Source organism: Pseudomaricurvus alkylphenolicus, assembly GCF_011683955.1.
GTDB classification, from domain to species: Bacteria; Pseudomonadota; Gammaproteobacteria; order Pseudomonadales; family Cellvibrionaceae; genus Pseudomaricurvus; species Pseudomaricurvus alkylphenolicus.
The window spans coordinates 20,943-43,646 of the sequence record NZ_JAAQPI010000006.1 but is presented as its reverse complement, the minus strand read 5'-3'; the positions used below and the strand labels follow the sequence as shown (position 1 = coordinate 43,646).

At 53.7% G+C, this 22,704-nt stretch carries 19 protein-coding genes; 14 read left to right on the top strand and 5 right to left on the bottom strand.

Annotated features, from left to right (window positions below; all coding sequences use genetic code 11):
• Positions 1 to 52 precede the first annotated feature (52 nt).
• A complete protein-coding gene (locus HBA55_RS16135) occupies positions 53 to 1,198 on the top strand; it encodes a cyclic nucleotide-binding domain-containing protein (protein WP_166993554.1) in 1,146 nt (381 codons plus the stop codon).
• On the opposite strand, the gene HBA55_RS16130 is transcribed toward HBA55_RS16135, so the two are convergent.
• Positions 1,153 to 2,130, bottom strand: coding sequence for a DUF1853 family protein (locus HBA55_RS16130; RefSeq protein ID WP_166993552.1), 978 nt, complete (start codon positions 2,128 to 2,130; stop codon positions 1,153 to 1,155). The two genes, HBA55_RS16135 and HBA55_RS16130, sit on opposite strands and share 46 nt — an antisense overlap.
• Positions 2,131 to 2,200: 70 nt before the next feature.
• Between HBA55_RS16130 and HBA55_RS16125 the strand changes: the two genes are divergently transcribed.
• The 7 genes from HBA55_RS16125 (at position 2,201) to HBA55_RS16095 (ending at position 9,326) form a co-directional block, all read left to right on the top strand.
• Positions 2,201 to 3,082, top strand: a complete 882-nt coding sequence (locus HBA55_RS16125; RefSeq protein ID WP_166993550.1) for an NAD(+) kinase — start codon at positions 2,201 to 2,203, stop codon at positions 3,080 to 3,082.
• A gap of 43 nt (positions 3,083 to 3,125) precedes the next feature.
• Positions 3,126 to 4,094 carry a metallophosphoesterase gene (locus HBA55_RS16120; RefSeq protein WP_166993548.1) on the top strand — a complete coding sequence of 323 codons (969 nt, stop codon included), beginning with the start codon at positions 3,126 to 3,128 and terminating at the stop codon, positions 4,092 to 4,094.
• Positions 4,095 to 4,109: 15 nt separating this feature from the next.
• Entirely contained in the window at positions 4,110 to 5,033 is a 924-nt protein-coding gene (locus HBA55_RS16115) for a rhomboid family intramembrane serine protease (protein ID WP_166993546.1), read from the top strand.
• Between the two features lie 4 nt (positions 5,034 to 5,037).
• Positions 5,038 to 5,301 (top strand): YeaC family protein, encoded by a 264-nt coding sequence (locus HBA55_RS16110; protein ID WP_166993544.1) that lies wholly within the window; start codon positions 5,038 to 5,040, stop codon positions 5,299 to 5,301.
• A 9-nt stretch (positions 5,302 to 5,310) separates the two neighbouring features.
• Positions 5,311 to 6,153 (top strand): DUF2797 domain-containing protein, encoded by an 843-nt coding sequence (locus HBA55_RS16105; RefSeq protein WP_206019829.1) that lies wholly within the window; start codon positions 5,311 to 5,313, stop codon positions 6,151 to 6,153.
• A gap of 24 nt (positions 6,154 to 6,177) precedes the next feature.
• A complete protein-coding gene (gene pepN / locus HBA55_RS16100) occupies positions 6,178 to 8,859 on the top strand; it encodes an aminopeptidase N (RefSeq protein WP_166993542.1) in 2,682 nt (893 codons plus the stop codon).
• Between the two features lie 257 nt (positions 8,860 to 9,116).
• A complete protein-coding gene (locus HBA55_RS16095) occupies positions 9,117 to 9,326 on the top strand; it encodes a cold-shock protein (protein ID WP_166993540.1) in 210 nt (69 codons plus the stop codon).
• Positions 9,327 to 9,536: 210 nt separating this feature from the next.
• On the opposite strand, the gene HBA55_RS16090 is transcribed toward HBA55_RS16095, so the two are convergent.
• The 3 genes from HBA55_RS16090 to HBA55_RS16080 form a co-directional block, all read right to left on the bottom strand.
• Entirely contained in the window at positions 9,537 to 10,121 is a 585-nt protein-coding gene (locus tag HBA55_RS16090) for a DUF488 domain-containing protein (protein ID WP_166993538.1), read from the bottom strand.
• Between the two features lie 14 nt (positions 10,122 to 10,135).
• Positions 10,136 to 10,696 carry a hypothetical protein gene (locus HBA55_RS16085; RefSeq protein WP_166993536.1) on the bottom strand — a complete coding sequence of 187 codons (561 nt, stop codon included), beginning with the start codon at positions 10,694 to 10,696 and terminating at the stop codon, positions 10,136 to 10,138.
• A 469-nt stretch (positions 10,697 to 11,165) separates the two neighbouring features.
• Positions 11,166 to 12,764, bottom strand: coding sequence for an isocitrate lyase (locus tag HBA55_RS16080; protein WP_166993534.1), 1,599 nt, complete (start codon positions 12,762 to 12,764; stop codon positions 11,166 to 11,168).
• A 105-nt stretch (positions 12,765 to 12,869) separates the two neighbouring features.
• Between HBA55_RS16080 and HBA55_RS16075 the strand changes: the two genes are divergently transcribed.
• From HBA55_RS16075 to HBA55_RS16060, 4 genes are all read left to right on the top strand, one after another.
• Positions 12,870 to 13,814: a LysR family transcriptional regulator gene (locus HBA55_RS16075; protein WP_166993532.1), complete on the top strand. Its 945-nt coding sequence runs from the start codon at positions 12,870 to 12,872 to the stop codon at positions 13,812 to 13,814.
• A 189-nt stretch (positions 13,815 to 14,003) separates the two neighbouring features.
• Positions 14,004 to 16,172 carry a malate synthase G gene (locus tag HBA55_RS16070; protein WP_166993530.1) on the top strand — a complete coding sequence of 723 codons (2,169 nt, stop codon included), beginning with the start codon at positions 14,004 to 14,006 and terminating at the stop codon, positions 16,170 to 16,172.
• A 627-nt stretch (positions 16,173 to 16,799) separates the two neighbouring features.
• Positions 16,800 to 17,495 carry a tRNA (guanosine(18)-2'-O)-methyltransferase TrmH gene (gene trmH, locus HBA55_RS16065; RefSeq protein WP_166993528.1) on the top strand — a complete coding sequence of 232 codons (696 nt, stop codon included), beginning with the start codon at positions 16,800 to 16,802 and terminating at the stop codon, positions 17,493 to 17,495.
• Positions 17,496 to 17,859: 364 nt separating this feature from the next.
• Entirely contained in the window at positions 17,860 to 20,778 is a 2,919-nt protein-coding gene (locus HBA55_RS16060; RefSeq protein WP_166993526.1) for a sensor domain-containing protein, read from the top strand.
• A 34-nt stretch (positions 20,779 to 20,812) separates the two neighbouring features.
• Here the strand turns inward: HBA55_RS16060 and HBA55_RS16055 are convergent, their stop codons facing one another.
• The gene (locus tag HBA55_RS16055) at positions 20,813 to 21,142 is read right to left on the bottom strand and encodes a hypothetical protein (RefSeq protein WP_166993524.1); all 330 of its coding nucleotides are present in this window, start codon (positions 21,140 to 21,142) and stop codon (positions 20,813 to 20,815) included.
• Positions 21,143 to 21,366: 224 nt separating this feature from the next.
• Between HBA55_RS16055 and HBA55_RS16050 the strand changes: the two genes are divergently transcribed.
• Positions 21,367 to 22,071, top strand: a complete 705-nt coding sequence (locus tag HBA55_RS16050) for a TetR/AcrR family transcriptional regulator (protein ID WP_240946127.1) — start codon at positions 21,367 to 21,369, stop codon at positions 22,069 to 22,071.
• Between the two features lie 69 nt (positions 22,072 to 22,140).
• Positions 22,141 to 22,695: a DUF4823 domain-containing protein gene (locus tag HBA55_RS16045; RefSeq protein ID WP_166993522.1), complete on the top strand. Its 555-nt coding sequence runs from the start codon at positions 22,141 to 22,143 to the stop codon at positions 22,693 to 22,695.
• Positions 22,696 to 22,704: the final 9 nt, after the last annotated feature.

Here is a 22,704-nt window from a genome sequence, read left to right as displayed (position 1 = left end):
TCTGTGATGACCACGGCATCGACACTCCCTCAACACATTCAGTGGGCCTGAAATGGATTTTGTTGCTTCGCGATTAGTCACCGCCGAACAGCTGAGACCGCTGATACCCTTTTGCGGATTGCTTGACAGCCATCTGAACGAAGCACTGGATCATTGCCAGACCCAATTGCTTTGCGCAGGGGATCGGTTATTTTCCAAAGGACAGTTCGATCCCTACCACTATTTCCTGTTGTCTGGCGAGATGCATTGTTCGGACCAGGATGAGGGCCCGGATGTGGTCAGGGCCCAAGACTCGCTGGAGGCACTTTGGGACCAGCAACCGAGGCCGGGTAACGCGAAAGCCGCAGGAGACTGCGTTGTGGTTGCCATTGAGCGTGAACGGTTGGATAAGCTGTTGACCTGGAGTCAGGTGGCAGAGTATCTGCTGGTGGATCTTGCCGCGCAACGGGATCTGGACGAAGACGCGGCCTGGGTGGAGGAAATTTTGCGTTCCAATCTGTTTCTAAAAATGCCTCCGACCAATGTACAGGGTATTTTCCAAAAGCTCACCAGTCGCTGGGTCAGTGCCGGTGAAGTGGTGATCCGACAAGGAGAGTTGGGAGATTGCTGTTATTTTCTGAAAGAAGGCCAGGCGCGAGTGACACGTCATCATTCTGATGACGAGGGTGGTACAGAGCATCTTGCCGATGTCGGCGTAGGGCGTTGCTTTGGCGAAGATGCGTTGCTGCAGGAAACGGTTCGCAATGCCACTGTCACCATGCTGACGGATGGTGTCTTGCAGGTTCTGCAAAAACACGATTTTCTTCGTCTGTTGCAGCAACCGAAAGTCCCGGAACTTCCCTTCACAGCGTTCTCAAAACGCCTGCTGGACGATCTTACCATTATTGATGTCCGTACCGAGGGCGAATACGCGTCCGGCCACTTCGACCGCGCGGTTAACATACCGCTGAACCTGTTGCGGCTAAAAAGCCGTTTATTACCAAAGGGTAAACCTTGTCTGGTTTTCTGCAGCACGGGCCGCCGCAGCCGCGCCGCCACCTTTCTGCTGGGGCAATTGGGTATCGATGCAGAGTCGTTGCGTGATGGTGTTTTCGCGATGGACAAATCCACTGTGGATCGTTGGACCGACGACGAATACGTGTTGAAGAACGGTCAGGTATTGCCGGGCCAGCCGTCAGGTACAATAAACACCCGGTGATTTTCTATCCAGCCATGGTCGGTAAGATGCAATCCCGCCAGCTGAATGGGCTGCCTGTAGTGCCCGAAGTGGTGTTGCAGATGCTTCGGCAAATCTTTATTGAGAAATCCCTCTGGGCACCAACTTTTTTCAAACTGCAGCGGCGCAAACCATTGGCGACGTAGCAGTGGCAGCCACACTTGTTGAGGTAATCGATTCCAGTATTGGCGATGCAACCAGTAACCCCGCTGGTGTTTCGTAGCGGCTTCGGCTGGAGCCCGCAGCGGCGTATCGCCAAAGTTTTCAGCGCAGGGGTAAAACAGTCGGCCGCGAACCAGCAGCCGGGATTCCAGGCTCTGCCATGACCACTTCTCCGGAATCACCTGTTGATGTTCTTTGTCATCGAGCAGTCGCAATTGGTGGTTTCGCATTTGGGAGAGCTTCAGATCCAGGCGATCCCGGATATTGGGGCCAACCCAGCTGCTGTCGGATGACGCGCTGATGCGGGCCGGCAGCAGCTGGCTGTCGATGCCCAGATAAAATTTGACCGCCAATTCGGTGTGCACCAATTTGCGCAAGGATGTGTCCAGCTCCAGGCAATCGATTTCGCCCAATGTGCGGCCATTCTTTTGTATCTGGCGGTTAAACAGGTAGGCGCGGTGATCTGATGTCGGGCCATTAAGCCACCAGAATTGCCAGTATCGCTCAAACAGAAATCCCAGCCTTGGACTGGGGCATTTATCCATCCATTGTTGGAGAGGGGTGGGGTCTTGCTCAAGCTGCTGCAAGAATGTCCAATCCGATGCATTCAGTGCTGTTATATCGGCGCTGGCAGATGCTATAGCTTGGTCGGTTGTTACCAGCGGTTGGCTAAAGCAACACCAGGCCAGATCCCGGACCAGCGGATGCTGCAATCTCTGCCAGGGGGTGGCGGGTGGTGTAGGATGGCTCATGGGGAATTCCTGACGCCCGGGTGACAAATGGCTATAATAGCTGACTTTGACAGTACAAAGAGCCCAATTTATGGCGGATTTCAAGCATGTAGGTCTGATCGGACGTCCCGGGAGTGAGCGAGCCCTACACACTCTCAAACGGCTGATCCGCTATCTGCACAGTTGCGGCACCAATGTGGTCCTGGAAGAAAGTACGGCCACCGCGTTGCCGGGGCATACCATGGAGGTGTGCAGCTACGAGGCTCTCGGCAAAGCCTGTGATCTGGTTATTGTCGTCGGTGGCGACGGCAGCCTGTTGGGGGCGGCGCGTTCGCTGGCCAAGTACAAGGTACCTCTGCTGGGGGTTAACCGCGGGCGCCTGGGTTTTCTCACCGACATTACGCCCAATGACATCGAAAACAAAGTGGGTGAGGTGCTGGACGGCAAATACATGATGGAAACCCGCTTCCTGCTCGATACCTCGGTAATCCGCAAGGGGGCCTTGATCGGCGGTGGTGATGCGCTCAATGACGTGGTGGTGCACCCGGGGCGCTTTATCCGCATGATCGAATTTGAACTCTATATCGATGGTCAATTTGTATACAGTCAGCGCTCGGACGGATTAATCGTGTCCACGCCTACAGGCTCAACGGCCTATGCCCTCAGTGGCGGCGGGCCGATCATGCATCCGAAACTTGATGCGATTGTGATCGTTCCGATGAATCCACATACCTTGAGCAGCCGGCCTATCGTTGTTGACGGTAACAGCGAGATTCGTATTTTGATCGGCGAGCACAATTCCGCCTACCCACATGTGACCTGTGATGGTCAAAACCACGTGGTGACCAATCCGGGCGACGAAATCCATATTCACAAGAAACCCCACAAGCTGCAGCTGTTGCATCCGTTAAATCATAATTTCTACGAGACCTGCCGCAGTAAGCTTGGATGGGGCAGTCACCTGGGAGAGTAATCAAGGGCGCAAGAGCAGAAACTGAGAGGCTAGAGGTAAGGCAGTGCATCCGGCGTTAGCGGGAAAATCGGAAATTGACATCATTGGTGACGTTCATGGTTGCCACGATGCGTTGTTGCGTTTGTTAACGCGCCTGGGTTACAAAGAAATGGATGGTGTTATGCGCCACCCCCGGCGTCTGGCGGTGTTTGTGGGGGACTTGATCGATCGAGGCCCCGGTATCCGGGAAACCCTCCACCTGGTTGAACGCATGCATCAGGCCGGTACAGCCTTAGTGATACTGGGCAATCACGAATACAACGCGGTGCGCTATAGCGATCAACTGCTGACTTTCCTGGTGAATGGTGATGAGGGCGACTTGCCCCTGCGGCTGCTGAAGCTGATGGACGCCACCCTCGACCAATTTGCCAATTATCCTGATGAATGGGAGCATTTCTGTCGCTGGTTTGGCAGCCTGCCTTTATTTCTCGAGGGGGACGGTTACCGTATCGTCCACGCCTGCTGGGATAAGAACCTGATCAGCGAATATCGGCAGAGGTACAGCGTTGAGGGCATCAATGACGAGTTTGTGACCCGCTCCAAGGAGAGGGGAAGTTTTGAGAGCAGGGTGGTGGATCGACTGACCCGTGGTACCAGTATGCCCTTGCCCGATGGCATGCAGCTGCAGAGCAAGGATGGTTTTATCCGGCGCTTTTTCCGCACCAAATTCTGGGCCACCAGCCCCAAGACCTATGGTGATGTGGTATTCCAGCCAGATCCGCTGCCCTACGACTTGGCCGAACACCCCATCAAGAGCCATCACCGGGAGGATCTCCTGCATTACCCCGATCATGCCCTGCCGGTTTTTTTCGGTCATTATTGGCTCAAGGGGCGTCCACGCCCGCTGCAAGACAACGTCGCCTGCCTGGATTACAGCGCTGTCAATTTTGGCCGTCTGACCGCCTATCGCTATCACGGTGAAAAGGTACTGCGAGAAGAGAATTTTACCTGGGTGTATGTGGACCCGGAGTAGGGCAGAATAGTGACCATGAAAGATGTTAATTGGCACCGAGTGCACGGTTTCGCGCTGGATTTGAACCTGACCCCTCTGTTAAGGCTGCTGCAAAGCCGGGGAGTGGTGTATCGCGTCACCGAAGAACGCGGGCAACAATGCCTTTGGGTGGCGGATAGCCAGGTCGCTGGGCAGGTGCGGGACTTTGTTCACTCAGAGCAGTTTGCACAGCTGAATCTGACACGCGGCGAGCGGGATTCCGGCAGTTTGGAGGCGAGCGGGGATTTCCTGCTGATCCGTTTAATCCGCTTTGCCGGCCTGTTGCAGCGCTTGCCCGTGACCGTGGTTCTGATTTTGCTCGGCTGTGCCGGTGCCTTATTGATGGAGTTTGATCGGCAGCTGCAATGGGTAGGCTTATTGACCTTTCAGCCGATTCAGGTGGTGATGGGCAGTGTCACGGCAGCTTCATTGGGTTATGGCCTGCAAGAGGGGCAATGGTGGCGGTTGTTAACACCGGTATTTCTGCACTTCGGGTTATTTCACATTCTCTTCAACAGCCTTTGGATCTGGGAGTTTGGCCGCCGCATCGAATTGGTGTTCGGCAGCCCCAGATTGGTGTGGTACTTCCTCTTTATAGGTGTGCTCAGCAACCTGGTCCAGTATATATGGCAGGGCCCTTCCCTGTTTGGCGGGCTTTCAGGCGTCGTTTATGGATTGCTGGGATTCCTCTGGATTTATCACCGCCGTAATCCCCACCCCGGGTTATTTGTGCAACCCGGCATCATCGGTTTTATGTTGCTATGGATGGCGATGGGCATGTTTGGCGTTGTGGATGTCTTTATCGCCGGCAGTGTCGCCAACGCCGCCCACTTTGGTGGCCTGGTGGCCGGAATGCTGTTGGGGGCGCTGGTACCGACCGGTGTCGCCCATAACTCACTGGAAAATCATCACGAGCATTAACAACATGAATTTTGAAGAGCTGCTGGGGAGCATCACCCCGGAAATCTATGAAAACCTCAAGCGGGCCATCGAAATTGGCAAGTGGCCGGATGGCAGGGTGTTGACGGACGAGCAGCGCCAACACTGTATGCAGGCGGTTATTGCCTATGAGCACCAGCACGTGTCGGCAGAGGAAAGAACCGGCTATGTCCCTCCCAAACCTCACAGTCATTGCGGCGGTGAGGGCGAGGTGGCGGAACCCGAAGAAAAACCCATTAAGTGGCAATAGGGGTCATTCATGGATTGGGAGCTGCTTGGGCAGGGCCATCTCGACAAGATGCGCACCGAACACGCTCAGCCGGTGGCCTATGGCCTGCCGCTGGACGACGAGATTATCCAACTCAATGATCTGGTGGGGCAAACACTGCGTATCGCCTACACCGGCCAGATTCACTGTTGTCACTGTGGTCGCAAGACCAAAAAGAGTTTTAACCAGGGGTTTTGTTACCCCTGTTTCCAAAAGCTGGCTCGCTGTGACAGCTGCATCATGAGCCCCGAGCGTTGCCACTATGATGCCGGTACCTGCCGCGAACCTGAGTGGGCAGAACAATTCTGTATGACCGACCATATTGTTTACCTGGCCAACTCATCGGGCATCAAGGTGGGCATCACTCGCATCAATCAGGTGCCCACCCGATGGATGGATCAAGGGGCCGTGGCGGCCTTGCCTATACTGAGAGTGGCGACGCGGCAGCAATCCGGTCTGGTTGAAGACCTGCTGCGCGAACAAGTGCCCGACAAGACCAACTGGCGCAAGCTGCTCAAGGGCGAAGTGGAATATGTGGATCTGGTGTCGATGCGGGATCAGCTGCTGGACAATGCCTGGAACGGTATTGTGGCGTTGCAAAAGCGCTTTGGCATCAATGCCATTCAGGTATTGGACGATGCGGACTTGTACGAGTTTGAATATCCGGTTGAGGAATACGCCAAGAAAGCCGTCACACATAATTTAGACAAAAATCCCGTCGTGGAGGGATGCCTCAAGGGTATCCGCGGGCAATACCTGTTGCTCGACACCGGCGCTATCAATATCCGCAAGTTTGGCGCTTACCATGTGGAAGTTTCCCGCCTGGCGGATTAGACCTGAATAAAGAATGGATTTGCCATGAAAGACGCACAACCCAAGACCATTTACCTTAAGGATTACAAGGCGCCGGATTTTCTTATCGATCAGACCGATCTGCACTTCACACTTGAGGCGAGTGCCACAGTGGTGGAGTCACGTCTGCAGATGCGTCGTAATCCGGACTCCGCATCCACCGATGCGCCCCTGGTCCTGCATGGACAGGAAATGCGTTTATTGGAGGTGGCCGTCGACGGCACGACCTTGACGGAAGATGGCTATGCGCTGAGCAGCGAGCAGTTAACCATACATAAGGTCGGCGACCGCTTTGAGTTGATGACTCGGGTTGAAATTGATCCACAGGCCAATACCAGTCTGGAGGGACTCTACAAATCCCGCACCATGTATTGTACCCAGTGCGAGGCCGAGGGCTTTCGTAAAATCACCTACTACCTGGACCGCCCCGATGTACTGAGTGAATTCACTACCACCATTGTGGCGGATAAGCAGGAATTCCCGGTATTGCTGTCTAATGGTAACCCGGTTCGCTGTGGTGACATGGAGGACGGTAAACACTTTGCTGTCTGGCATGATCCGTTCCGCAAGCCTGCCTATTTGTTTGCTCTGGTCGCCGGTACCCTGGAGTGTGTGGAAGATCAGTTCACCACCTGCAGTGGGCGTGATGTGACATTGCGAATCTTTGTGGAAGCCAAGGATCTCGATAAGTGCGATCACGCCATGTGCTCTTTGAAAAAGTCCATGCGCTGGGACGAAGAGGTGTATGGCCGTGAGTACGATCTGGATATTTTTATGATCGTGGCCGTCGATGATTTCAATATGGGGGCGATGGAGAACAAGGGGTTGAATATCTTCAATACCTCTGCCGTTCTGGCCAACCCCAAGACCACCACTGACGCAGGCTTTCAGCGGGTTGAGGCGATTGTTGCCCACGAATATTTTCACAATTGGTCCGGTAACCGCGTTACCTGTCGCGATTGGTTTCAGCTGAGCCTCAAGGAAGGTTTTACCGTCTTTCGGGATGCCGAGTTTTCCGCCGATATGAATTCTCGTACGGTCAAGCGGGTTGAAGACGTCAGTCTGCTTCGTACATTGCAATTTGCGGAGGATGCGGGCCCCATGTCGCACCCGGTGCGGCCGCCGTCGTTTATCGAAATTTCGAACTTCTACACTCTCACGGTCTACGAAAAGGGCGCGGAAATTGTTCGCATGATCCACACGTTGATCGGTGCTGAGGCGTTTCGTCGAGGCAGTGATCTGTATTTTGAACGCCATGACGGCAGTGCTGCCACCATTGAAGATTTTGTGACGGCGATGGAAGAGGCCTCAGGCACCAGTCTGGATCAATTCACTCGCTGGTACCGTCAGGCCGGTACACCGGAAATCGCTGTTGCAGACGAGTACGACCAAAACAGTGGTGAGTACCGGTTGACGTTGAGTCAGTCCTGTCCCTCAACACCGGAGGCATCGAGCGAAGAGAAACTGCCATTTCATATTCCGGTGGCCATGGGGCTGTTGGGCGATGCCGGTAATCTGGCCCTCAAACTGAAAGGTGAGACTCCGGATGCGGAGACTGAGGACAATACCCATAGAGTGCTTGAGCTGACTGAGGTGAGTCAGACCTTTGTCTTTGAAAACCTGCCGGAGAAGCCGACGCCGGTTTTATTTCGCGGTTTTTCCGCGCCGGTGAGGTTGCAATTCGATTATAGTCGCCAGCAACTGGTTGCCATAATGAGTCGCGACAGCGACGGCTTCAGCCGCTGGGATGCCAGTCAGAAGTTGGCCGTGGCGGTGATTGGTGATGTTCAGGGTGCCTATATCGAGAAGGGCGAAGGTGATCATCCGGTAGATGCTCTGTTGGTTGAGGCCTTTCGTGCTGTCTTGAATGACGAGTCACTGGACCCGGCGATGGTGGCGTTAATGTTGCAGCTGCCAACGGAAGCTTACCTGACAGAGATTGCCGAGACCGCTCACGTGGAAGCGATTCACTTTGCTCGCAAGCATGTGCGTCGCTATCTGGCGGAGCAATTGCGTGAGGAATGGCGTGCCGCCTACGATCGTTGCCTGCAGGAGGGGGAGTTTTCAGTGACGGCTGCAGCGATCGCTGAGCGCAGCCTCAAGAATACCGCGCTGGGATACCTGTCTCTGTTGTCAGAAAAACAGTCTATTGATCTTGCCAGGCAACAGTTTGCCCAGGCGACCAATATGACAGATGAAATGGCAGCGCTGGCGGTGCTGGTCAATGCCGATCAAGAAGGGGCAGACTCGGTTCGGGATGAGGCGCTGAAGGATTTCTATACCCGCTGGCAGCACGAGGCACTGGTGGTAAACCAGTGGTTTGTTGTGCAGGCGGGTTGTCATTTACCGGGGGGGCTGGAGCGTGTGCAGCAGTTGATGCAGCACGAGGCATTTACCCTCAAGAACCCGAATAAGGTGAGGTCTCTGATAGGGGCATTCTGCAATGGTAATGCGATTAATTTTCATCGTCCGGACGGTGCCGGCTACGAGTTCCTGGCGGACCAGATTCTGACGCTCAACGGCCTGAACCCGTCGGTGGCGTCCCGTTTGCTGACACCTCTGACCAAGTGGCGCAAATATGATCCACAGCGTCAGGGTTTGATGAAGTCGGCGCTGCAGCGGATTCTGAAGGAGCCGGAATTGTCCAAAGACGTGTTTGAGGTGGTGAGCAAGTCTCTGAAGGAGTGATTTTGAGGGCTCTGTTGGCCCTGCGGCGGGTGGACCGGTGAAAACTCGTCGGTCACGCCGTTGACAGGTCAGGGGCGCTGTGTATACTGGATCTCGCTGAAAGAAAGTCTTTATTTTTAATCTGCTCGTATCGATGTCAGCCTGTTTAGCGTCTCGTCCTGTAGTTTATAAGTATCAGCTTCATTTCCAGCCCAATTGTCCTGACCGTGTTAGGCGGAAGGGGCGCAAAACTACTATTAAACAGAAAGGTTGTAGCAATGTCTGACACCGTAAAAGGCACCGTTAAGTGGTTCAACGAATCCAAGGGTTTTGGCTTTATCGAGCAGGAGAATGGTCCTGACGTATTCGCGCACTTCAGCGCTATTCAGGGTAACGGTTTCCGTACTCTGGCTGAAGGTCAGCAGGTAGAGTTCAAGATCGTTGACGGCCAGAAGGGCCCTCAAGCTGAGAACATTGTTGCTCTGTAATCTGAGAGTCAACAATTTCTCTTAAGCCTCCCAGGCTTAGTGATGAAAAAGGCAGAGATTAGTTTCTCTGCCTTTTTTGTTTTTGGGGGTTGGGTTTTGTATTTTGGATGACGGTGTCCCCAAGCTGGTGCGCAATGGTCCGGCTCAAGGCGGCCGTTGCCTGGCGGTCCGCCAGGGATCTCGGTAGTAATCAGTAGGCACAGGAGCCGTTCAGGAGTCCGGAAGTCGGTAAGACGTTTTTTTAAGCTGTCGGTCGTAGGCCTGGTCGAGTTTCTCCTGCTCAGAAAGAAACAAATCCTCAACCAGCCCGTGCATTTCCGGAAGGCGGTGTTCGAGATGATCCTGGGTTTCGAGATCTCCCAGATGATCAATATGCTGCAATTCCATCCCCAACTGCCGTTTTAAGGCATATCCAATCAGCAGGCTTCGATGGCAGGTGGCGGGGTCTTTCTCGGCACACATAAGTGCAATGCGATAGCCCTTTTCCAATCCCATCTGCAGCCGACGGACTCCCTGTAAAAACAGTTTGGAGTTCATTAATTGATCAAATTGAACCTGCCCGCAGTCATCGTAGTGACTTTTGTCTTTGGATCTGGGGCCAAGTTCCTTGCCTAAATACACATACCGAATTCCGGCACGAGCCAGGTGGGATTGAATGGCATCCTGGTGATAATCGAAAAAGGCATTGCTGAAGGGAACGGAGCGAACGTCGGCAACTGCGGTTATCTGGTAGTGCCGCAGTTGCTCGGTAAAGGTCTCTATCGGTTTGGTGGCATAACCGATGGAATAGAGCATAGGGGGATGGATGCTCAGGACACAACAGACACGTATTCAGCCTCGATGTCTTTGTCGTAATAAGCCATGCCCAACTTATTGAGGTAATCCATACGATCGGCTTTCATCAGGTCGATACTGGGGGCCTGGACTCCGCAGCGGTCGTAGACGCCGGTGATATGTGCCAGGTAGTGTTCACCTTCTTTGGTCATCAACAGGCTCGCCGCGCCAACGTCGGGTTTGACGCCTTTGGCCAGTTCTTGGGGCAGTTGTACGGCGATAACAACCGGTTGTTCTGTGCCCTCAAAGCGGACACTGCGGTCGCGGACGGTTTGTTCGGCCCAGTAATGTGCCAGCTCTTTGCTCTGGGTCAGAAACACGGGCTCGATGGATTCGGTGTAGCTGTTGCCGATGGTGGCCATGGTCTGTTTTGCGGCCTGTTTCATGGCTTTGTCACCGGAACGCTTAAGGCCGTTGTCCTCAATGGATGCCAGCAGGGCCGAGGAGGTGCCGTGGTACCAGACGTCTCCGGTGGCGAAACCGGCGTCGCTCAGGAGGGTTTGGGCATCTTGCAGGGCTTGCGGTGCTGCGGTCATGGCAATCTCTCAATCGTTAACGTCAAAAGGCGGATTCTAGCAAAAGGGGAGTGTAGTGTATTAAATAGATTGCCGATTTCAGCAAGTCGCTAAGGGGCCAGCTCCTAGGCGCATTTGTGAAGGAATATTGGTGATCTTTCGAACAAATGTAACAACGGAGATGGCCCCTTAGCGGCTTGCCCGAAGGGTGGCCCTCAAATTCGCCACAGCGTTGTCGCCGTTTTTGAAAAGGTTGGCGACATTTCCTGCAAACGGCTCCTAGCTGTGACGAACTTGAGGGCCACTGAAACGGCAATCTATTTAATACGCTACACTAGGGTGCAGAGACAGAAAAGGCGACCAGAGGTCGCCTTTTTCACGCAGTGGCACCTGACCCGGGAATCCGACTTGGCGATCAGCGAGGGGGATGGAAGGTCCCCGCGTTCTCAAGCCTGGTCTGCACCCGGGTTGGGTGCCTCCGAACCGGTTCTTAGCTGAACTGGTTAGAGGTGTTTTTCGCGCCACCGGCTTTCAGGGCGTTCTCACCAGCAAAGTATTCTTTGTGGTCGTCACCGATGTCGGAACCAGACATGTTCTGGTGCTTAACACAGGCGATGCCCTGACGGATCTCTTTGCGCTGTACGCCGGCAACGTAGCCCAGCATACCTTGCTCACCGAAGTACTCTTTGGCCAGGTTGTCGGTAGACAGGGCCGCAGTGTGGTATGTCGGCAGAGTGATCAGGTGGTGGAAGATGTTCGCTTCACGAGAGGAGTCAGCCTGGAAGGTGCGGATCTTGTCATCGGCACGGGCAGACAGCTCGGACTCGTCGTACTCAGCGCTCATCAGGTTGGCGCGGTCGTAGGCGGATACGTCTTCACCAGCGGCTACCATGGCATCGTAAGCCTGCTGACGGAAGTTCAGGGTCCAGTTGAACGATGGGCTGTTGTTGTAAACCAGCTTGGCATCGGGGTGAACCTTGCGAACTTCGTTCATCATGCCGGCGATGTCGGCAACGTTTGGAGTGGCGGTTTCGATCCACAGCAGGTCAGCACCGGCGTTGATGGCTTCGATACAGTCAAATACACAACGCTCTTCACCGGTGCCGGAGCGGAACTGGTAGAGACCGGAAGGCAGGCGCTTGGGACGAACCAGCTTGCCGTCGCGGCTGATCAGAACATCACCTTCGGCGGTGTCTTCTGGAGCCACTTCTTCGCAATCCAGGTAAGAGTTGTAGACGTCACCCTGGTCGCCTTTCTCTTTAACCACAGCGATTTCTTTGGTCAGGCCGGCACCTTCGGAGTCAGTACGGGCAACGATCACACCGTCATCTACGCCCAGCTCCAGGAAGGCGTAACGCAGAGCGCGCAGCTTGGCGTGGAAATCTTCGTGGGGAACGGTTACTTTACCGTCCTGGTGGCCACACTGCTTCTCGTCCGCAACCTGGTTTTCGATCTGCAGGCAGCAGGCACCGGCTTCGATCATCTGCTTGGCCATCAGGTAGGTGGCTTCTTCGTTACCGAAACCGGCGTCGATGTCAGCAATGATGGGCACAACGTGAGTCTGGTGGTTGTCGATCTTGTCCTGGACTTCGGCTTCCTTGGCGCTGTCGCCGGCTTCGCGAGCGGCGTCCAGTTCGCGGAACAGGCCACCCAGCTCACGGGCATCAGCCTGGCGCAGGAAGGTGTACAGCTCTTCTACCAGACCGGCAACGGCAGTTTTCTCATGCATGGACTGATCAGGCAGAGGACCGAAGTCGGAACGCAGAGCAGCAACCATCCAGCCGGACAGGTACAGGTAGCGGCGCTCAGTGCTGCCACCGAAGTGCTTCTTGATGGAGATCATCTTCTGCTGACCGATAAAACCGTGCCAGCAACCCAGGGACTGGGTGTACTTGGTCTTGTCACCGTCAAACGCGGCCATGTCAGCGCGCATCACGGAGGCGGTGTACTTGGCAACGTCCAGGCCGGTTTTGAATTTGTTCTGAGCACGCATGCGAGCGGCAGACTCAGGGTTGATGGCATCCCAGGGGCTACCAGCGGCTTGTTTCAGAGCTGCTACAGCTTCGATGTCTTGGTTCAGAGTAGACATGATCGATCCTTTTCTGAGCGAGTGGATGGTTTTGTTACCTTGCAAAGTGTAGAGACTCTGTCAGAATTAGCCTAATTTATACTTTCTATATTCGGTATTTGTTCAATGAATATTGCTCGAATCGATCTTAATCTGCTGGTGTATCTGGATGTATTGCTGCGCGAACGCAACGTCACCAAAGCTGCGAATCAGCTGGGAATCAGCCAACCGGCTATGAGTAACGGCCTTAAGAGGCTGCGGGATTTGTTCGACGATCCGCTGTTGATTCGCACCAGCGAGGGGATGACGCCCACGGAAAGGGCCCAGGAATTGAAACCGCAAATCCGATCGATTCTGGTGGACTTGGAGAAAACGGTACAGCCGCGCTCGGAATTCAAGGCCTACGAGAGCAGCCGGGTGTTCCGAATCATGGCCAGCGATTACGCGGAATGTACATTGATACCGGCGCTGCTGGGGCGGCTGCGTAACCTGGCGCCCAATATCACCCTGGACATAATGACACCCAGCGATGTGAGTTTTCTGGATGTGGAGCAGGGCCGGGTGGATATGGTGATCAACCGATTTGACGATATGCCTCAGTCTTTCCATCAAAAGACGCTTTGGAAGGACCACTTCAGCTGTATTCTCAGTAAGGATAATCCAGTGCTGGGCAAGTTTAATCTCGACAGTTATCTGGAGTCTCAGCACGTTTGGGTGAGTAAGACCGGTATGGGGGTCGGCGTGGGTGTCAATCCTTCTGATGTACAGCGGTTGGGCTGGGTGGACGAATCCCTTAAGAAAATGGGCAAGAAAAGGCATATCACTGTCTTTACCCGTCATTATCAGGCTGCTGCGCTGTTGGCGGAACAAAAGGATCTGATAGCTACGGTACCCAGCAAGTTGGCGCGACTGCAGCTGAGCAATAATCGTGTCAGCATTATGCCGCCACCGTTTGATATTCCGCCTTTTGAGCTCAAGATGGCGTGGAGCCCATTACTGCAAAATAATCCAGAGCATCAGTGGATGCGCAATTTATTGTCTGAAACAGCAGAAACCCTGGACAATGTTTGATCAGCTTATGGGAGCGCTGATTAAAGCTTGTGCCATTGCTGATAGATATTTATCTTATGAATAGCGGGCATAAAAACGATAAATTGGCAGAATTCTCCCCCTCTGAGCTACACTTTTCGGCATTCCTGCGTCCCTTGGAAGGGAGCGCACCTCAACCACCTGTAAGCATGAATCTAAGGCGGATTGTTTATGACAGCACGTATCCAGAAAGGCGGTCTCCAGATCGCAGAAGCACTCTATAACCTGGTCGAGAAGCAGATTGCTCCGGGCACCGGGGTGGAGACTGACCAATTCTGGACGGACTTTGAGTCCATCCTGAACGATCTGGCACCGAAGAACAAAGCCCTTCTGACCAAGCGTGACGACCTCCAGGCGCAGATCGATGCCTGGCACCAAGAACGTGCCGGCCAGTCCCACGACGCCGCGGCTTATAAAAGCTTTCTCCAGGAAATCGGCTATCTGTTACCCGAGGGCCACGACTTTAAAGTCACTACGCAAAATGTGGATCAGGAAATTGCCGAGCAGGCCGGTCCTCAGTTGGTGGTGCCGGTTAAGAATGCCCGCTTTGCCCTGAACGCTGCCAATGCCCGTTGGGGCAGCCTCTACGACGCGCTTTACGGTACTGACGCCATCAGCGAAGAGGGTGGCGCCGAGAAAGGCAAGGGTTACAACCCTGTTCGCGGTGAAAAGGTTATCGCTTTTGCCCGCAATCACCTGGACACCGCTGTGCCCCTGGCCAGCGGTTCCCACGCCGACGCCACTCTGTACAGCGTTAAGGATGGTCAGCTGGCCGTGAGTCTGAAGGACGGCTCCGAGACAGCGCTGGCTCAGCCAGAGAAATTTGTCGGTTACAACGGAGACGAAGCTGCACCGACGGCGGTCCTGGTCAAGAACAACGCCCTGCATATCGAAATTCAGATCGATCGCGATGGTGGCATTGGTAAAACGGACGCCGCCGGCGTACAGGACCTGCTGGTGGAAGCGGCCGTGACCACCATTATGGATTGCGAGGACTCGGTTGCCGCCGTTGATGCCGAGGACAAGGTTGAGGTTTACAGCAACTGGGTTGGCCTGATGAAAGGCACCCTGGAAGAAACCCTGGAGAAGGGTGGCAACACCATTACCCGCGCCATGAACCCTGACCGCACCTATAAAGCCGCCGACGGTTCCGACCTGAGCCTGCATGGCCGCAGCTTGCTGTTTGTTCGCAACGTGGGTCATTTGATGACCAATCCGGCCATTCTGGATAAAGATGGCAACGAAGTACCTGAGGGCATCATGGACGGCATGATCACTGTGTTGGCCGCCATGCACGACTTGCAGGGCAACACCGAGCGTCGCAACAGTCGCGCCGGCAGCGTCAATATCGTAAAGCCGAAAATGCACGGCCCTGAAGAAGTGGCCTTTACCGTTGAATTGTTCGCTCGCATCGAGGACGCCCTGGGCCTTGAGCGCAATACATTGAAAGTCGGCATCATGGACGAGGAGCGTCGCACCACCGTTAATCTGAAGGAGTGTATCCGCGTTGCCTCCGAGCGCGTGGTGTTTATCAACACCGGCTTCCTCGACCGCACCGGTGACGAGATCCATACCTCCATGCTGGCCGGTCCCATGATTCCCAAGAGCATCATGAAGCAGCAGCCCTGGATCAGCGCTTACGAAGATTGGAACGTGGATGTGGGCATCGAGTGCGGCCTGCCCGGCAAGAGCCAGATCGGTAAGGGTATGTGGGCCATGCCGGATGAAATGGCGGCGATGCTGGAGCAGAAAATCGGCCATCCGAAGTCCGGTGCCAACACCGCCTGGGTGCCGTCGCCCAATGGCGCCACCCTTCACAGCACTCATTACCACCAGATCAATGTGTTTGATCGTCAGGAAGAGCTGTCCAGCCGTGGCCGCGCCAGTCTGGACGATATTCTGACCATCCCGGTGATGGAAGATGCTTCCACGCTCAGCGACGAGCAGATCAAGTTCGAACTGGACAACAACGCCCAGGGTATCCTCGGTTACGTGGTGCGCTGGATCGACCAGGGCGTGGGCTGCTCCAAAGTGCCTGACATCAACAATGTGGGCCTGATGGAAGACCGCGCCACGCTGCGTATTTCCTCCCAGCACCTGGCCAACTGGCTGGAGCATGGGGTTTGTACCGAAGAGCAGGTAATGGAAGCCATGAAACGTATGGCGACTATTGTGGATGAGCAGAATGCCGGTGATCCGCTGTACAACAATATGGCGCCGGGCTTCGATGGCGTGGCCTTCAAGGCGGCCTGTGATCTGGTGTTCAAAGGCAAGGAACAGCCTGCGGGTTATACTGAGCCCCTGCTGCACGCTTACCGTATTGAGCGCAAAGCCCTGTAGAAAAGTCTCTTGTGATGCAGTACTTATGAGTTAGTCACATTCGACTATCGAGAACCCGGCCACTGGCCGGGTTTTTTGTTTAGGTGTGCTGTTTCTATAAAATTTTGACCCAATCAAGCTTCCGTTTATGACGAAATTATATTTGTGCAGTGAATCTTTTGTGACGACAAAGGTTTCACGGTTAAGGGGCACTTACGTGTTATACACAAATCAAATTGCAGGCTTTTTGAGCGGTTGATTGAGGCGCCAAAAACCAATGTTATCCATTTGACTTTTGTAAGCTACTGAATTTATTGGAAAAAATAGCTTAGGTTATAAAGTGAACAATTTGACAGGAAGGCCCAAGTTAGGGGGGTTTAGGCCTTTTAGGGGGACTTATTGACAGAGATATCCACAGGTTCTGTGGAAAAATAAAATGACATTCCGATTAATATTTTGTTACTGGCAAAAGAGGTCTAAAGTGTCTCCAATCGTTATAATGCGTTCCCATTAGTAACGGGTTGGTACCACTTTTTCGGCTTTCCTCCCTCCATTTTATTCACAGGGCAACAGCAAGCAGGAATCCAACAGGCGTCAAGTCAACCTGACACTGATATTCAGTGCTCTGTCCACACAATATCTATCTATATGACTCCAGAACGTTATCAGATTATTCGTCGCGTCCTTGATCAACGACAGCCGGATCTCACCGTGATTACCGACGAGGTCCATAAGGGTCGGAATCTCTCCGCTATTATCAGAACCTGCGATGCGGTGGGAATCGATCAGTTTCACTGTGTCCAGCCCAGCAAAGGTTTCCGGGCGTTCCGCGGCACGGCCCTGGGCAGTCACAAGTGGGTCGAGACGCAGTTACACCCGACTATTGAAACAGGTGTTGGCCATCTCAAAGATCAAGGGTTTCGCATTGTCGCAGCCAATCTCTCCGATCGAGCCGTGGATTTCCGCAATATTGATTATACCCAGCCGACAGCACTGCTTATGGGCACTGAGAAGGAAGGCGTCAGTGACGCGGCTTTGGCCGCCGCCGATGACGAAGTGATTATCCCCATGATGGGTATGGTGGAATCGTTCAATGTGTCTGTCGCCTGCGCCATTATACTCACCGAGGCTCAACGTCAACGGCAGTTGGCGGGGCTCTACAACCGCAGTCGCTTGCCGGCTGACATCTATGAGCGCAAGTTATTTCAGTGGTGCCAACCCATAGTTACTCGCTATTGCGATGAGCGGGGGTTGGACTATCCGCCCCTGGATGATGAGGGGGAAATCATCGATGCACCGGCTTGGTACCGCTCAATTCGTGAGCGGCAAGAGTTGTTGGAGTGAATAGTTTATAGCCAATCCTACCGATAATCGGTAAGGATATTGCAAATCTGTTTAAGCAAGTCAGTTTCGTTACTGGAAGTTTGCCAACCCTGGCCAATACTTAAGTATAACTGGTGATGCACATCCCCCAAGTGTTAGTAGACACCGGTTGGGCTGGACGATGAACGGAAGGCCCGCTTTTAAGGATTGTATCCTTAATGTTTCACTCCTAATGGTCTTGCCCCTAGTTTGCTCCCCCAGCGCTAGGGGTTTTTTTTGGTGGATAATGACATCGCAGTTGGCGCATGAATCGTTATGCCGAACCGAAACAAACAGTATATACTTTTATAGATGTTTTTAATGACGAAATACGAGTCACCCTGGAATGACCCTAGCGGATTCCTTTGAAAAGCCGGATTGCACCCTGGATCACATGGCCGAACTGGCCGACTGGGCTTGGGAAGCCGATACCCACCTGAATATTACCGCCATCAGTGAAGGAATTTATCAACAATTGGGATGGCAAGACACAGATGTCTTGGGTCACCAGCTGTTAAACCTTCCCCGCGCAAGCCTGCTGCCGGCCTCGGGGCCAGAGGTGTTGCAAGAGCGTTTTCGTCATTTGAAACGTGTGCGGGTGATGTTCCTTGAAGCCAATCATAGTGACGGCCATTCTCTGCTCTATTCAATCAACGCCGCTCCCCGCTTCGATGAACTCGGCAAGTACGTTGGTTACCGGGGAATTGCCACTCGCATGCCACCGCAAGCTGCGGCGGGCGTGATTTTAGAGAGTTTTGAGCAGGAGCTTGCCGACAAGCTGGGCATGGAGTACTTCCATCAATTGGTCAAGGCCCTGGCCAATATTCTGGAAATGGACCATGTATTTGTGGGGCGTCTGTTTGGAGAAAGCCTGGACAAAGTGGAAACCCTGTCGTTCTGGAGTGATGGCGACTGGCGTGACAATTTTCTCTATGAGCTTGAACACACACCTTGTTCAAAAGCTGTCTACAGCGAAATGTGTATGTACACCGAGGGTGTCGCCGAGCACTTCCCCAAGGACGAACATCTGATTCGATTGCAGGTGGAAAGCTACCTGGCCAGTCCCTTGCATTCCCGTACCGGCGATGTGGTCGGGCTGTTGGTGTGCATGAGTCGCCAGCCGTTGCCAAAAACGGCACATCTTCTCGACGCTTTTGCATTGATTGCCGAACGTGCCGCCGCGGAACTGGAGCGACTGGGCGTGGAGGAAAAGCTTCGCCAGGAACGTCGTACGCTTGAGCAAGCTCAAAAAATAACGGGGTTTGGTGCCTGGCGTTACGATATACACAACGATGAGTTAATGTTGTCCGAAGTGGCTCGGCAACTGTTGCCGTTAACCGCGAAGCAGATTGCCCAGCCACAGGACGTTTTGCAATATCTGCCGCAAGAGTATCAAACGCCTTTGCAACAGTTCTGGGAATCGCTGATGCAGGGCGGGGACTCCACCACAATCACATTTCCGCTACAACTGGAGCATTCGGCAATCCGTTGGTTTCAGGTCATTGCCAGCGCGGAAACAGATGTACTGACCGGTGAGCTGACCCGGGTTTCCGGGGTCGTTAAAGATATTTCCGACGAGCGGGCCAGCCAACAGCAGTTGCGATTATTGACGGAAGCGGTTGCCCAAAGCTCCAATGCCATCAGTATTACGGATTTGGACGGCACCATTATTTATGTCAACCCCACATTTACAGAGATGACCGGTTTCTCCACCGCAGAAGCTATCGGTCAGCAGACCTCTATCTTGAAATCAGGTCTGACGCCTCTGGCTACTTATCAGCAATTGTGGAGCAATGTTACCAGTGGTCGGGCCTGGCATGGTGAGCTGAACAATCGCCGCAAGAACGGTGATCTTTATTGGGCCAATACGCTCATATCACCGCTACGTGATACCGATGGCCGGGTGTGTAATTACCTGTCGGTGCAAGAAGATATTTCCGTGCGCAAACAACAGGAAGAGAGGCTGCTGCATCAGGCGCATCACGATACTTTGACGGATCTTCCCAATCGATTGCTGGCGTTTGATCGTCTCAGCCTGAGTTTGAAACATTCCAGAAGATTCAATCATCAGCTGTCACTGCTGTTTATCGATCTGGACAATTTTAAGCAGGTCAACGACAGTCTGGGACACGATGCAGGTGATCAATTATTAGTGAAGGTGGCAAGGCGCTTGCAGTCCACCTTGCGGGACGGCGACACGGTTGCGCGTCTCGGCGGGGACGAATTTTTGGTTATTCTGGAGTCTGCCAATGCCAACGCGGCGGAGTTGGGTGCCAAGCGTATCAAACAGGTTCTGGCGGCGCCGATGAGTATCGACAGCCGGGAATTGGTCACTACCGCCAGTATAGGTATTACACAATACCCAGCCGATGGAGAAACGCCGGAGGTGTTGATGCGCAATGCTGATGCCGCCATGTACAAAGCCAAAGCTTCTGGCAAAAATACGTTTCGTTTTTACACCCAAGCCATGAACGACGAAAGCCAGCGTCGATTGGAGGTGGAAACGGAGTTGCGTCGGGCGTTGGCACGGGATGAAATTCAGTTGGTGTACCAGCCCATCGTGGAAATGGACACCAAGCGCATCATTGGCGCTGAAGCTCTGGCCCGCTGGACCAATGGGCGGTTGGGAGTGGTGAGCCCGGTAGACTTTATTCCGCTGGCGGAAGAGTTGGGGTTGATCGTCGATATTGGCGACTGGATTATCCAGGAGGCTGCAGCCAGCTGCCAACAGTGGCTTGAGGTCACTCCTGAATTCTTAATGGCTATCAATATTTCACCCAGGCAACTGCGCGACAGCATTTTGAAGCGCTCGCTGAAAACGGCGATGCAGGACCACCAGGTGGATTGCCACCACCTGATGCTCGAAGTCACAGAAGGGGTGTTGGTTGACAATGTGGACGCTGCCTTGGCCTATTTGTCGGATTTGTCCGCAGAGGGTATTCAGCTGGCGATCGATGACTTTGGTACCGGTTATTCGTCTTTGAGCTATTTAAAAACTTTCCCGTTTAACCGACTCAAGATTGATCGCAGCTTTGTGGGGGATGTGCTCAAGGACTCCGAAGGCGAAACCCTGGTACGAGTGATGGTGGATCTGGCCCACAAATTCGGAATGACTGTGGTAGCGGAGGGCGTGGAGAGCGAGTCCCAGTATCGATTCCTGCGTTCGATCGGGGTGGACAGCTTTCAGGGATATTATTTTTCGCCGCCGTTGTCTGCTGTCGAGTTCTCGCGTTTATTACAGAGCAATCTGGCCTCCGCAAACTGACAATTGGAGGCCGGATTGATAGTGAATCCGCAAATTAATGGCCCATCAGGGCAGTGGCCTGCCCGATAACCGTATCCAGTCTGACCGCGGTGCTGGAACGGGTGACGCAATCGTCCAGCCGCTTGCGCAGGTTGCCGAGCTTGTTCTGGCAGCGGCGGAAGTCAAGGCTGATCATTTCATAGTCCAGGTGATGATCCTGGATACTCAACTTGGCCAACTCAGTCTGTTCCTGGTTAATCGCACTGATAAGGTCAAAGAAGGTGTCTTTGTCCCGGATCGTGGACGCCTCCCAATAGGCATCCTCCAGGGTTTGAAGCAGTTCGGTCAGGGTGCTGATGGCCTCGGCGATACTGGTGCTGGACATCGATGTCTCCTCGGGCAGTGCAAATGGTGTTGAGCGCCCTGAATTGAATCAGGATGCGGTGTCTTATAAGTTTTTGATCCTAACAGTATAGCGACTCGGTGCTGGGCCAGCACTATGATTAAGTGTTAATCTACAGGAAATATGACTGAAACCCTTTTTTCATTCACAATACAGTCATTCACACTATACTCTTTCACACCGCTTTCTATCCCGGAGCAGGGCCAATGATGGATACAGTAAATCAGGACACAGCAAAGCAGGACAAGGCGAAACTCAAAGTCAAACAATTTCGCCAGCGCGAACAGGCAATCCTGGATGCGGCGCTGGAACTGCTGATTGAATACGGCGACGATAAGGTGACCGTTGAACAGATCGCCGCCAGGGTCGATATTGGCAAGGGCACGATTTACAAGCACTTTGCCTCCAAATCCGAAATCTACGTTCGACTGTTGTTTGATTATGAGAACGGGCTCAAGACCGACATGGAGCAGGCGCTGGTTGCGGCAGAGCAGGGTGATTACAGTGCGCCGGCGCGCGCCTATTTTTCCAAACGTATGTCGGATCCGGTGCGCGCCAGGTTGTTCCAGCGGCTTGAAGAGAAGATGGTTGCCAACGGTGAAGAGCCGGAAAAACTCAGTCAGATGGAAGCCCTGCGCCAGCAGATGCTGTCCAAATTGAATGACAGTTTTGCCCAGCGTATTGGCGAGGGAAGGCTGAAAGAAGTGCCGCCCTACTATTATTATCTGGCATATTGGGCCCTCACCCACGGCGCGGTGGAGCTCTATCACAATCACTCATTTCAGGATGTGATTGAAGACAAGGCGGGTTTGCTGAAATTTATCATGGATGTTGGTGTCCACATGGGTGTCATTGGAGAAGGAAGGGAGTCAGAAAAGCAGCCACAGGGTGCTCCACCCAAGGTTGAATAAATCAGAGGTTCGGGTATGGGCATTCGGGCGGTATTCGCAGGTATTGGGCTTTCGTTGTTGGTGCCGATAATGACAGGCTGTGTAGCTCCCGGTTTTTCCAAAGGCCCGTCGCTGGGATTGGCGGATCAATTTCAGCTCCATACCCGTCGTTACTGGACGTTATCTGATCACTCCCACCTCTATTTGGCCTATCCGGCGCAACTGACTTATTCCAGATCACTGCGCACCCGATTGCAGTCTCATTTTAGCGGTTCCCTTGAGCGTCATTTTGCAGGGGTGGAGGTTGCATTGGATCCCCATTCTCTCGCTGACAATCTGCGCCTGGCCAGGGAGCGGCAAGCCGATTTCCTGCTTGTACCCACCTTGCTGGATATGGAGAATCGGCTGGATTCCTGGCTCGATCTGGAAGATGATCTGGAGTCCCTGGCTGGCATGGGCGGTGATCGCGCAGAGCTGAAGATCGTCGTTTATGATGTGATGAGCGGCGATGTGATGGATGTGTCCATTATCAGCGCCAAAGGCAGCTGGCTCAATATGAGCGGCCAACGACCCGAATCGCTGCTGAGCGCGGGCTTTGAACTCTATGCCCGTTCTTTAAGGGCCAATCAGGCGGCCAGGCCTTGATTCCTGATT

What these genes read in the sequence shown, in the direction of transcription:
- pepN (WP_166993542.1), top strand. Translation starts at nt 6,178, where the DNA reads ATGAAAGACGCACAACCCAAGACCATTTACCTTAAGGATTACAAGGCG.
- HBA55_RS16050 (WP_240946127.1), top strand. Translation starts at nt 21,367, where the DNA reads ATGATGGATACAGTAAATCAGGACACAGCAAAGCAGGACAAGGCGAAA.
- HBA55_RS16070 (WP_166993530.1), top strand. Translation starts at nt 14,004, where the DNA reads ATGACAGCACGTATCCAGAAAGGCGGTCTCCAGATCGCAGAAGCACTC.
- HBA55_RS16055 (WP_166993524.1), bottom strand. Translation starts at nt 21,142, where the DNA reads ATGTCCAGCACCAGTATCGCCGAGGCCATCAGCACCCTGACCGAACTG.
- HBA55_RS16110 (WP_166993544.1), top strand. Translation starts at nt 5,038, where the DNA reads ATGAATTTTGAAGAGCTGCTGGGGAGCATCACCCCGGAAATCTATGAA.
- HBA55_RS16135 (WP_166993554.1), top strand. Translation starts at nt 53, where the DNA reads ATGGATTTTGTTGCTTCGCGATTAGTCACCGCCGAACAGCTGAGACCG.
- HBA55_RS16075 (WP_166993532.1), top strand. Translation starts at nt 12,870, where the DNA reads ATGAATATTGCTCGAATCGATCTTAATCTGCTGGTGTATCTGGATGTA.
- HBA55_RS16115 (WP_166993546.1), top strand. Translation starts at nt 4,110, where the DNA reads ATGAAAGATGTTAATTGGCACCGAGTGCACGGTTTCGCGCTGGATTTG.
- HBA55_RS16085 (WP_166993536.1), bottom strand. Translation starts at nt 10,696, where the DNA reads ATGACCGCAGCACCGCAAGCCCTGCAAGATGCCCAAACCCTCCTGAGC.
- trmH (WP_166993528.1), top strand. Translation starts at nt 16,800, where the DNA reads ATGACTCCAGAACGTTATCAGATTATTCGTCGCGTCCTTGATCAACGA.
- HBA55_RS16105 (WP_206019829.1), top strand. Translation starts at nt 5,311, where the DNA reads ATGGATTGGGAGCTGCTTGGGCAGGGCCATCTCGACAAGATGCGCACC.
- HBA55_RS16125 (WP_166993550.1), top strand. Translation starts at nt 2,201, where the DNA reads ATGGCGGATTTCAAGCATGTAGGTCTGATCGGACGTCCCGGGAGTGAG.
- HBA55_RS16080 (WP_166993534.1), bottom strand. Translation starts at nt 12,764, where the DNA reads ATGTCTACTCTGAACCAAGACATCGAAGCTGTAGCAGCTCTGAAACAA.
- HBA55_RS16130 (WP_166993552.1), bottom strand. Translation starts at nt 2,130, where the DNA reads ATGAGCCATCCTACACCACCCGCCACCCCCTGGCAGAGATTGCAGCAT.
- HBA55_RS16090 (WP_166993538.1), bottom strand. Translation starts at nt 10,121, where the DNA reads ATGCTCTATTCCATCGGTTATGCCACCAAACCGATAGAGACCTTTACC.
- HBA55_RS16060 (WP_166993526.1), top strand. Translation starts at nt 17,860, where the DNA reads ATGACCCTAGCGGATTCCTTTGAAAAGCCGGATTGCACCCTGGATCAC.
- HBA55_RS16095 (WP_166993540.1), top strand. Translation starts at nt 9,117, where the DNA reads ATGTCTGACACCGTAAAAGGCACCGTTAAGTGGTTCAACGAATCCAAG.
- HBA55_RS16045 (WP_166993522.1), top strand. Translation starts at nt 22,141, where the DNA reads ATGACAGGCTGTGTAGCTCCCGGTTTTTCCAAAGGCCCGTCGCTGGGA.